At 42.1% G+C, this 11,240-nt stretch carries 9 protein-coding genes and 1 pseudogene; 7 read left to right on the forward strand and 3 right to left on the reverse strand.

Annotated features, from left to right (window positions below; genetic code table 11):
* The first annotated feature begins 153 nt into the window (after positions 1–153).
* Both RDN93_RS16195 and RDN93_RS16200 read left to right on the forward strand, forming a co-directional pair.
* On the forward strand, positions 154–3,279 hold the full coding sequence (locus tag RDN93_RS16195) for a TonB-dependent receptor (RefSeq protein ID WP_308746481.1): 3,126 nt from the start codon (positions 154–156) through the stop codon (positions 3,277–3,279).
* A 14-nt stretch (positions 3,280–3,293) separates the two neighbouring features.
* Positions 3,294–4,775, forward strand: coding sequence for a RagB/SusD family nutrient uptake outer membrane protein (locus RDN93_RS16200; RefSeq protein WP_308746482.1), 1,482 nt, complete (start codon positions 3,294–3,296; stop codon positions 4,773–4,775).
* Between the two features lie 96 nt (positions 4,776–4,871).
* Here RDN93_RS16200 and RDN93_RS16205 read toward each other — a convergent pair whose 3' ends face one another.
* Positions 4,872–6,074 (reverse strand): MFS transporter, encoded by a 1,203-nt coding sequence (locus RDN93_RS16205; protein WP_308746483.1) that lies wholly within the window; start codon positions 6,072–6,074, stop codon positions 4,872–4,874.
* Positions 6,075–6,293: 219 nt separating this feature from the next.
* Between RDN93_RS16205 and RDN93_RS16210 the strand changes: the two genes are divergently transcribed.
* From RDN93_RS16210 to uxuA, 5 genes are all read left to right on the forward strand, one after another.
* Positions 6,294–6,539 carry a GlsB/YeaQ/YmgE family stress response membrane protein gene (locus RDN93_RS16210; protein ID WP_308746484.1) on the forward strand — a complete coding sequence of 82 codons (246 nt, stop codon included), beginning with the start codon at positions 6,294–6,296 and terminating at the stop codon, positions 6,537–6,539.
* 43 nt (positions 6,540–6,582) lie between these two features.
* A complete protein-coding gene (locus RDN93_RS16215; protein WP_308746485.1) occupies positions 6,583–6,870 on the forward strand; it encodes a YtxH domain-containing protein in 288 nt (95 codons plus the stop codon).
* Positions 6,871–7,245: 375 nt separating this feature from the next.
* A complete protein-coding gene (locus tag RDN93_RS16220) occupies positions 7,246–8,316 on the forward strand; it encodes a substrate-binding domain-containing protein (protein ID WP_308746486.1) in 1,071 nt (356 codons plus the stop codon).
* A gap of 20 nt (positions 8,317–8,336) precedes the next feature.
* Positions 8,337–9,149, forward strand: coding sequence for an SDR family oxidoreductase (locus RDN93_RS16225; RefSeq protein WP_308746487.1), 813 nt, complete (start codon positions 8,337–8,339; stop codon positions 9,147–9,149).
* A 38-nt stretch (positions 9,150–9,187) separates the two neighbouring features.
* Positions 9,188–10,357, forward strand: a complete 1,170-nt coding sequence (gene uxuA, locus RDN93_RS16230) for a mannonate dehydratase (protein ID WP_308746488.1) — start codon at positions 9,188–9,190, stop codon at positions 10,355–10,357.
* Between the two features lie 118 nt (positions 10,358–10,475).
* Here the strand turns inward: uxuA and RDN93_RS16235 are convergent.
* A pseudogene (locus tag RDN93_RS16235) lies at positions 10,476–10,604 on the reverse strand (DNA polymerase III subunit epsilon); the annotation flags it as partial.
* 33 nt (positions 10,605–10,637) lie between these two features.
* Positions 10,638–11,240 (reverse strand): exonuclease domain-containing protein (locus RDN93_RS16240; protein ID WP_308746489.1); only part of this gene is annotated, 603 nt, incomplete at its 5' end.

Genomic DNA, 11,240 nt, shown 5'->3' on the forward strand with positions numbered 1-11,240 from the left:
TTCGTAGCCGTTATAGATGTTTTTGGTTTTACGAAAGTACTATCTTTCGCTGATTTATGCTAACAATCATCTAAAAAATGTTTCGTTTCCTAAACAAAAAACTTCTATATACTGTTAGTTACAGCAAGCAAATAAATCTTAAGCCACAAAATTATGAGAATCTATTTACGTTTATTAGTAGCGTTTCTGCTGCTTTTCGCAGGAAATGTGTATGCGGAAGCGCAGCAGGAAAAACGCGTGACGGGCACAGTCAGTTCCGAAGGGGAACCTCTGCCCGGTGTCTCCGTACAACTGAAAGGAGCTTCTTCCGGCACCATTACCGATATTGATGGGAATTACTCTATCGAAGCTCCCGTTAACGGTACATTAGTTTTCCGCTTTGTAGGAATGAGGACAGTGGAACAACCGGTCAATAACCGGAATGTGATTAATGTTACGCTGGAATCTGAAAGCAAGGAATTGGAAGAGGTGATGGTAGTAGCTTATGCTACCGCCAAGAAATATAGCTTTACCGGGGCTGCTTCGACAATGAAGGCAGGAGAGATTGAGAAGTTACAGACTTCCAGTGTGTCGCGTGTACTCGAAGGTACGGTGTCCGGGGTACAGGCGAGTGCTGCAAGCGGTCAGCCAGGTACAGATGCGGAAATCCGTATTCGTGGTATCGGCTCTATCAATGCTTCCAGTGCTCCGTTGTATGTGGTGGACGGGGTTCCGTTCGACGGTAGCGTCAACTCTATCAATCCCGATGATATATCTTCGATGACTGTTTTGAAAGATGCCGCTTCGGCTGCCTTATATGGTTCACGTGGTGCGAATGGAGTGATTATCATCACTACCAAGCAGGGACAACAGGACTCAAAGGCAACGGTGAAAGTGAAAGCGTCTTTAGGAGGTTCCAATCGCGCTGTCCGTGATTATGACCGTGTCAGCACGAACCAGTACTTTGAACTGTATTGGGAAGCATTGCGCAATCAGTATGCCAAAAGCTCGGATTATACTCCCGCAACTGCTGCCGCACAGGCTTCCAAGGAATTGGTAACGAAATTGATGGGTGGAGGTCCCAATCCTTATGGACCGCAATATGCACAACCGGTCGGTACAGATGGTAAACTGGTGGCGGGTGCCCGTCCGTTATGGAATTCAGACTGGAGTGACGCTATGGAACAGCAGGCACTTCGCACAGAATTGAATCTAAGTGTTTCCGGTGGCGGTAAAGCCAATCAGTATTTCTTTTCTGCCGGATACCTGAATGACAAAGGTATTGCACTCGAATCCGGTTACCAGCGTTTTAATCTTCGTTCGAATATCACCAGCGAAATGACTTCTTGGTTGAAGGGAGGAGTCAATCTGAGTTTTGCACATTCCATGCAGAATTATCCGGTTTCTTCCGACTCCAAAACCAGTAATGTGATTACCGCAGGACGTACCATGCCGGGATTTTATCCGATTTATGAAATGAATATCGACGGTAGTTACAAATTGGATGAGAATGGAGACCGCATTTATGATTTCGGTTCCTATCGTCCTTCCGGTTCGATGGCAAACTGGAATCTGCCGGCTACTTTACCTTTGGATAAATCAGAGCGAATGAAGGATGAAGTTTCCGGCCGTACTTTCCTGGAAGCTACGATTATAGAAGGATTGAAATTCAAGACAAGTTTTAATTTCGATTTAATAAACTACAATACGTTGGATTATACAAATCCAAAGTTAGGCCCTGCCAAGGAAAACGGGGGTGGCTCCAGCCGAATGAACACCCGTACTTTCTCCTGGACTTGGAACAATATCGCCACGTATGACAAAACAATCGGTGAACATCATTTCAATGTCCTTGCCGGTGTGGAGGCTTATTCTTACCGCTACGATGAACTGACGGCATCACGTTCCAAAATGGCGCAGCCTGATATGCCGGAGCTGGTAGTCGGTTCACAGTTGACCGGAGGTTCGGGATATCGCATTGATTATGCGTTGGTGGGTTATCTGACCCAAGCATTATACGATTATCAAAATAAATACTTCTTCTCGGCATCCTATCGTCGTGACGGCTCTTCACGTTTTGCGCCGGAGACTCGCTGGGGAAATTTCTGGTCGCTGGGTACTTCCTGGCGTATCGACCGGGAAGAGTTTATGGCAAGTACTTCCGACTGGTTGTCTGCCTTGACTCTGAAGATGAGTTACGGTGCGCAGGGAAATGACAACCTCGGTACTTACTATGCAAGTAAGGGACTTTATGCCATTGTTTCCAACTTGGGAGAAAATGCGTTAGTGTCCGACCGTATGGCAACCCCGAATCTGAAATGGGAAACGAACCTGAACTTTAATGTCGGCATCGATTTTTCTCTGTTTAACAACCGTTTTTCCGGTTCGTTCGACTTCTTTACCCGTCGTTCGAAAGATTTGCTTTATTCGCGTCCGATAGCTCCTTCTTTGGGATATGGCTCTATTGACGAAAACGTGGGAGCGTTAAAAAATACGGGTATTGAAATGGTTCTTAACGGAACGATTATTAATCAGAACGGTTGGGTATGGAAACTGGGAATGAACCTGACGCATTATAAGAATAAGGTGACGGACCTTCCTTTGAAGGATATGCCGAGAAGTGGCGTGAACAAGTTGCAGGTAGGCCGTTCGGTCTACGATTTCTACATGATAGAGTGGGCAGGAGTAGATCCGGAAAATGGAGATCCGCTGTGGTATATGGATGAGAAAGATGCAAATAAAAATCCGACCGGAAGACGTGTCACAACAAACGATTATAGTTCGGCTGACTATTATTATGTCAATAAGTCGTCTCTTCCGAAGGTGTATGGCGGATTCAATACGTCTCTTTCCTGGAAAGGATTCGATCTTTCGGCCATCTTTGCCTATAGTATCGGTGGATATATCTACAATCGTGATATTACGATGATTCTGCACAATGGTAGCTTGGAAGGACGCGACTGGTCGACGGAGATTCTAAAAAGATGGACGCCCGACAATCGTTATACAGATGTTCCTGCCTTGAGTACTACTTCTAATAACTGGAACTCGGCTTCTACCCGTTTCTTGCAGAATAATTCGTATATGCGATTGAAAAACCTGACGCTTTCTTATAACTTGCCCAAACAATGGATTAGTAAGTTGTCATTGAGCAGTGTGCAGGTATATGTACAAGGAGATAATCTGTTTACCATTCACCGGAATCAGGGACTAGACCCTGAACAGGGAATTACCGGTATCACTTATTACCGTTATCCGGCTATGCGAACCATTTCCGGCGGTATCAACGTTTCTTTCTAAATTCAGACTAAATTATGAGAAAAATAAAAATTCAATCCATTCTTGCAGCAGTCGCCGGCCTTTTTCTGGCAACGAGCTGTAGCAGTAGCTTTTTGGATACAGATCCCACAGATGCGGTAAGTTCGGATAAGGTATCTGTACCCGAAAATGCGGAAGCACTTGTAAATGGTGCCTGGTATAATCTGTTCGATTATTCAAGTACCTATGCCAATATTGGCTATCGGGCGCTTCAGTGTCTGGATGATATGATGGCAAGTGATGTTGTTTCCCGTCCGAAATATGGTTTTAATTCTTCGTATCAGTTTAATGATATAGCACTTTCTTCGAACAGTAGAACAGAGTTTGCCTGGTATCTGATATATAAAACGATAGATAATTGTAATACTGCCATTTCTATCAAGGGGGATTCGGAAGAACTCCGACAGGTACAGGGACAAGCATTGGCATTGCGTGCTTTTTGCTATTTGCATCTGGTACAGCATTATCAATTTACCTATTTGAAGGATAAGGATGCACCTTGTGTTCCTATTTATACCGAACCGAGTAATAATGAGACGGTACCGAAAGGAAAATCGACAGTGGCACAGGTTTACCAGCGTATTTTTGACGATTTGAACTTGGCGCAGGATTATTTGAAAAACTATGTTCGCAGTGGTGATAACCAGAAGTTCAAGCCGAATGTAGCAGTCGTCAACGGCCTTCTGGCTCGTGCCTACTTGCTGACCGGACAGTGGAAAGAAGCTGCAAAAGTTGCTGAAGCCGCTCGTGCAGGCTATACATTGATGACAACTACTGCCGAGTACGAAGGTTTTAATAATATATCCAATAAGGAATGGATATGGGGATTCCCTCAAATACCTTCCCAATCGGACGCCAGCTATAACTTCTATTATTTGGATGCCACATACGTCGGAGCTTATAGCAGTTTTATGGCTGATCCTCATTTAAAAGATACCTTTACCGAAGGTGATATTCGTTTGCCTTTGTTTCAGTGGATGCGTGAAGGATATTTGGGATATAAGAAATTCCATATGCGTGCAGATGATACGGCTGACTTGGTCTTGATGCGTGCTGCTGAAATGTATTTGATAGAAGCTGAAGCAAAAGTACGCGATGGCGTGGCGTTGGCGCAGGCTGTTGCACCCTTGAACACGTTGCGTAATGCCCGTGGAGTAGGGGATTATGAGGTAACGGGAAAATCACAGGAAGATGTAATCAATGAGATTCTGATGGAACGTCGCCGCGAACTTTGGGGAGAAGGATTTGGTATTACAGATGTACTTCGTACACAAAAAGCTGTGGAGCGTATAGCCTTGTCGGAAGATGAACAAAAAATGGAAGTAGACTGTTGGCAGGAAGATGGTAGCTTTGCCAAACGTAATCCATTGGGACATTGGTTTCTTAACTTCCCGAACGGAAAGCCGTTTATAGTAAATAGCACTTATTATTTGTATGCTATCCCGCAAAAAGAAATTAATGCTAATCCTAACATATAAATAGCTCTCTTAATTTTTTGACTTTGACCTTAACTTGTGAGTCGGCATGCATCGTGAGGATGCGTGCCGACTATTTTCTATATTGAGGATCTTATCTTATATTTTCTGTTTTTTCAAATTAGGCAGAAAGAACGTGACCAGTCCCAGCAACGGCATATAAGCACATATATTATAAACATACTCAATACTCGTCTTGTCCGCCAAGTTGCCAAGCACAGCCGATGCAACACCGGCAACTCCGAAAGCAAATCCAAAGAACAGTCCTGATATTAGTCCAAGTTTGGTAGGAAGCAGTTCTTGCGCATAAAGTAATATGGCAGGGAAAGCGGAAGAAAGCATCAATCCCACACAGAAACTAAGGATAATAGTCCATACCAAATTAGCGTGAGGCATTAATAAACTGAATGGGGCAGCTCCCAGAATTGAAGCCCAAATAACATACTTCCGCCCCACGCGGTCGCCCACAGGTCCGCCAACCAATGTTCCGATAGCCGTAGCAACCAAGAATATAAATAAATATAGCTGTGATTCCTGTACCGTAACATTGAATTTATGAATCAGATAAAACGTATAGTAACTGGTCAAACTTGCCATATAGATATATTTCGAGAAAATCAATATCAATAATATCCCAATAGAGATAGCCGTTTTGTCCATAGGCAAAGGGAGATGAACCGGCTTTCTGACACTGACAGTCTGAGCCTTCATCCGATTGAGGTAAGCCTTATACCATTTGCATATCGGATACATGACAGCAATAGCCGCCAACGCGACAAATGCGAATATAAGAAGATGTTGTCTTCCATAAGGGGCTACCAGCAGAGCTACCAGTAGAGGACCTAATGAACCGCCGAAATTGCCGCCTACCTGAAAGAGTGACTGTGCCAACCCGCGTTTCCCGCCCGAAGCAAGGAATGTGATACGCGAGGCTTCCGGATGCAATACGGAAGAACCGATTCCGATTAAAAAGACAGATATTAATATCCAATGAAGAGTATCGGAAAGGGCTAAGTTTATCAAACCTATCATTGTAAAACTCATTCCTATAGGTAACGACCATGCAACGGGATATTTATCAAAAATGATTCCGGTAATTGGTTGAAAGACTGATGCCGAAAGTTGATAAACCAATGTGATAAGACCGATTTGGGCAAAACTCAGTCCTAAATCATCTTTGAATAGTGGATAAGCTGCTGAAACTACGGATTGTAAAAGGTCGTTGAGGCAGTGTGAAAGACTCAATGCGATTAAAATGGAGAATGTTATTTTTCCTACGGGTTGTTCCTGATTCTGTACCATAATACCTGTTCTTTAGAGATGTTCCTGAAAAAATTGGCTGCAAAGGTACGTAAACTTCCTGTTTCTTAATATATTTACTACGATTAATTCTATATGATATGAAGAAAGTCTTTGTAATATCTCCCCTAAAACTAAGGATTGTAAATTGTCGTTAATTCATTTTTGACTGACTGAACTATTCGTCACACCTACTGTTGTTAAATAAAAAAGGAGGATGATATGGGCTTTATTTGGTATATTATTATTGGTATTGTGGCCGGATTCCTTGCAGGCAAAATTATGCGCGGCGGAGGTTTTGGGCTTGTCATAAATTTGTTACTTGGTATTCTTGGAGGTGTGTTAGGTGGTTGGGTATTCGCCCTTTTCGGACTTGCAGCTTCGGGATTGATCGGAAGTTTGATAACTTCTACTGTAGGGGCTATTCTTGTATTATGGATTGCTTCTTTATTTTCAAAAGCTAAGTAAGAAATCTATATATTATTTTTTAATCTAAAAACTGAACTTAATTATGGAATGTAAACATGGAAATTTCTGGATTGGACTTGGAATCGGGTCAATCCTCGGTGCAGTTGCTTATCGTCTTTCACGCACAGCAAAAGCAAAGCAGTTGGAAAGTGATATTTATGATGCTATCCACCGCATTGGTCGTGATGCTGAAGCGGCAGCGGCTTGTGCAGAAAAAAAGGCAATGAATCTCGGACTTAAAGCTGTGGAAACCGGTGCTGAAATTGCTGATAAAGTAGCAGAAGAAGCTGATAAAGTGGCTGGAAAAGCAAAAGAAAAGTTAGGGAAATAATATTCCCGGAATTGGTAGTCAGTTAATATCTAATTGATTACCAATTTCTTTTCCATTCCATTCGTTTTTTATCTGTATTGAATATTCTTGTGTGTCCGTACACACATTGTTGTTTTTTCTCTTCTTTTTTATTCTTTTCCGGAATGAAAAGTCTTTCTTTTCTCTTCTTTATTCCCTTTCGGGACTACTTTTTCTTGCTGCTTTTATACTTTTTCTTATGTTTAACAACATATGTGTTTAAACTCGTTTTGATGTAATTAGTTGATAATTAGTATAATAATTGGTGTTGTGTTATCATGTGTGTGCGCACACACTATTGCTTAATTCAATAATTCATTTTACTTTTGTCGACGAAAAACAAGATACTTATTAAGAATGGACAAAGAATTCTCAAATATTCGTATTGTGGACATTGCTAAAATGGCAGGTGTCTCCGTCGGTACAGTGGATAGGGTCATTCATAATCGTGGACGGGTATCTGAGGAAAACAGGAAAAAGGTGCAGACTATTTTGGAGATGGTTCATTATCAGCCGAATCTCATGGCACGTTCATTAGCGTCCAAAAAGCAGTATCACTTTGTTGCAATTACCCCGTCTTTTGTTCAGGGAGAGTATTGGGAAGCCATTTCAGAAGGTATTGATAAGGCAGCTTCCGAGATGGAGTCTTATAATATAACGATTACTAAACTCTTCTTTGACCAGTATAACAATAAGACTTTTGATGATATAGTCCGTAATCTGTTGGATGAAAAGGTGGACGGAGTGTTGATTGCTACGTTATTTACCGATTCCGTTATCCGGCTTTCGCGGGAACTTGACCGATACGAGATTCCCTATATTTATGTCGATTCCAACATTGAGGGACAGCATCAGTTAGCCTATTTCGGTACGGAATCTTATGATGCCGGAGTTATTGCCGCCAGACTGCTGACAGACAGGATTTCTCCTGCTTCCGATATTCTCATGGCACGAATCATCCATAGCGGAAAGAATGACTCTAATCAGGGGAAAAACCGTAGGGAAGGATTTTGCCGTTATCTGAAAGATATAGGCTTCACCGGGAATCTGCATGAAGTGGAGTTGAAAATCAATGACTCGGTGTACAATTTCACTAAACTGGATGAAATCTTTGAAGCAAATCCCAACATCGAAGGAGCTGTTATTTTCAATTCTACCTGCTATATTTTGGGGAATTATCTGAAAGCAAGAGCCATGCAATCGGTGAAACTGGTAGGTTATGACCTTATCGAGAGAAATACACAATTACTTTCGGAAGGTGTCATTACCGCATTGGTTGCACAGCGTCCCGAACGACAGGGGTATGAAGGAATCAAGTCTTTATGTAGTCATTTGCTATTCAAGCAACATTCGGAAAAAGTAAACCTGATGCCGATAGATATTCTCCTCAAGGAGAACTTGAAATATTATCTGAACAATAAACTGTAAACATATAAATTTTAGAAACCATGAATGAATTATTTAACGTAAAGGACAAAGTCGTTGTTATCACCGGTGGAGCCGGAATTTTAGGTAAAGGAATTGCTGCATACCTCGCTAAGGAAGGTGCAAAAGTTGTTGTACTCGACAGAAGCGAAGAAGCGGGAAAAGCGTTGGTAGAGAGCATCAAGGCTGAAGGAAACGAAGCTATGTTCCTTTATACTGATGTAATGGACAAGGAAGTACTGGAAGGTAACAAGGTAGAAATCATGAAAGCCTATGGCCGTATTGATGTACTGTTGAACGCTGCAGGCGGTAATATGGCAGGTGCAACAATCGCACCGGACAAGACTTTCTTCGACTTGCAGATTGACGCATTCAAAAAGGTAGTAGACTTGAACTTGTTCGGTACAGTATTACCTACAATGGTATTTGCTGAAATCATGGTAGAACAGAAGAAGGGTTCTATCGTAAACTTCTGCTCGGAATCGGCACTTCGTCCGTTGACTCGTGTAGTTGGTTACGGTGCGGCAAAAGCAGCTATCGCTAACTTTACTAAATATATGGCAGGCGAACTGGCTCTGAAATTCGGTAATGGCTTGCGTGTAAATGCTATCGCTCCGGGATTCTTCCTGACTGAGCAGAACCGTACATTATTGACTAACCCTGACGGCTCTTTGACCGACCGCTCAAAGACAATTCTTGCTCATACTCCATTCAACCGCTTTGGCGAACCGGAAGACCTTTATGGAACAATCCACTATCTGATTAGTGATGCTTCTAACTTCGTGACAGGTACAGTAGCTGTTATCGACGGTGGTTTTGACGCATTCTCTATCTAAAATAATCATAATCAGTAATCTGTAAATAGGAATTATATATGTATTTATGTGAACAAACTTGGCGCTGGTATGGGCCTAACGATCCGGTGAGCTTGTGGGATATTAAGCAGGCAGGCGCTACTGGCATAGTAAACGCACTTCATCACATTCCGAATGGTGAAGTATGGACAGTGGAAGAAATCATGAAGCGTAAGCAAATGATTGAAGAAGTAGGTCTGACATGGTCTGTGGTAGAAAGTGTACCTGTACACGAACATATCAAGACGCAGACTGGTGACTTCATGAAATATATCGAAAACTACAAGGAAAGCATCCGTAACCTGGCGAAGTGTGGCGTAATGGTAGTTACCTACAACTTCATGCCTGTATTGGACTGGACACGTACTGACCTTGCTTATACAATGCCCGACGGTTCTAAAGCGCTCCGCTTTGAGAAAGCAGCTTTTGTAGCTTTCGACCTTTTTATCCTGAAACGTCCGAATGCGGAAAAAGACTATACTCCTGAAGAAATAGCTAAAGCAAAAGCTCGTTTTGAACAGATGAGCGAAGACGATAAGAAACTGTTGGTTCGCAATATGATTGCCGGACTTCCGGGTTCTGAAGAAAGCTTCACAGTAGAGCAATTCCAGGAAGCACTCGACCGTTACAATGACATTGACGCTGAAAAACTTCGTTCCAACTTGATTTTCTTCTTGAAGGAAATTGCTCCCGTAGCCGATGAAGTAGGAGTGAAGTTGGTGATTCACCCGGACGACCCTCCTTACACAATCTTAGGCTTGCCGCGTATCTTGAGTACGGAAGAGGATTTCAAGAAATTGATTGAAGCCGTACCTAACGAATCCAACGGTCTTTGCCTGTGTACAGGTTCTTTCGGCGTACGTGCCGATAATGACCTTGCCGGTATGATGGAACGTTTCGGTGACCGTGTGAACTTCATACATTTGCGCAGTACACAACGTGACGAAGAAGGTAACTTCTATGAAGCTAACCACTTGGAAGGAAATGTAGATATGTACAGCGTAATGAAGGCTCTTATCCTTCTGCAACAACGTCGTAAATGCTCTATCGCTATGCGTCCCGACCACGGACATCAGATGATTGACGACTTGAAGAAGAAAACAAACCCCGGATATTCTTGCTTAGGCCGCCTTCGCGGATTGGCGGAACTTCGCGGTTTGGAAATGGGTATCGCTAAGTCTATCCTCTAATCGGAGTACATAATTAGCACTTTATCATAGAAACACTACGGCTATTATTGATTGAAATAATAGTTGTAGTGTTTTTTATTTGTCCTTTTTTGTCGTCACCGATTGAAAGATAATTGAATCAATCAAATAAATCTCTGACGTGCGTATCTTTATCAGCCTTTTTTGCCGGTTTCGCTTTCTTTGGTTCGGGAATAATAAGTAATGCAATTTTGGCACAGGCCTCGGCATCAAGCAATGTTATCAGATGTGCTTGACTTTAACGTTTGTTGGCTGTTGTGGCTTAGAAGCGTGAGATACTTTTCGATTTACTACTTCTAGTTGATTGTGGTATAAAGGAATTAATGGTAAATTCACCACATCTAAAGTTATATTTATCTTGTAATTCTTCCAGTGAATGGATTTCTGCTAGTTCCAAGCATTTAATAAATACATTTGCACAACCGATAGAATCTCCTTCTGCTCTGTGGTGAGTGCCGAATGGTATTGCTAAAGCTTTGCATATATTGGGTAGAGAATAACTACTACAGCCCTTTACTATATATTTAGCGGTTCTATAGGAACAGAAGTGTTTAAATGTTGGGAATGGTATATTATTGGCAAGAAATGTGTCTTTTAGGACATACATATCGAAACTACTATTATGGGCGACAACTACATTGTTGGTTAAATAAGTCTCAACTTCCTTCCATACTATAGGGAATGGGGGAGCATATTCGGTCATTTCTGGAGTGATATGGTGGATGCAGATATTAAAGTAATCATACCTATTATCTTCTGGTTTAACAAGCCATGATTTACTCTCAATTATTTTAGAGTTCTTTACAATAGCAATACCAATTTCACAGATAGAGTTTCTATGAGAAGTAGCTGTTTCCAAATCAAT

This window comes from uncultured Bacteroides sp. (assembly GCF_902491285.1).
Lineage (GTDB): Bacteria > Bacteroidota > Bacteroidia > Bacteroidales > Bacteroidaceae > Bacteroides.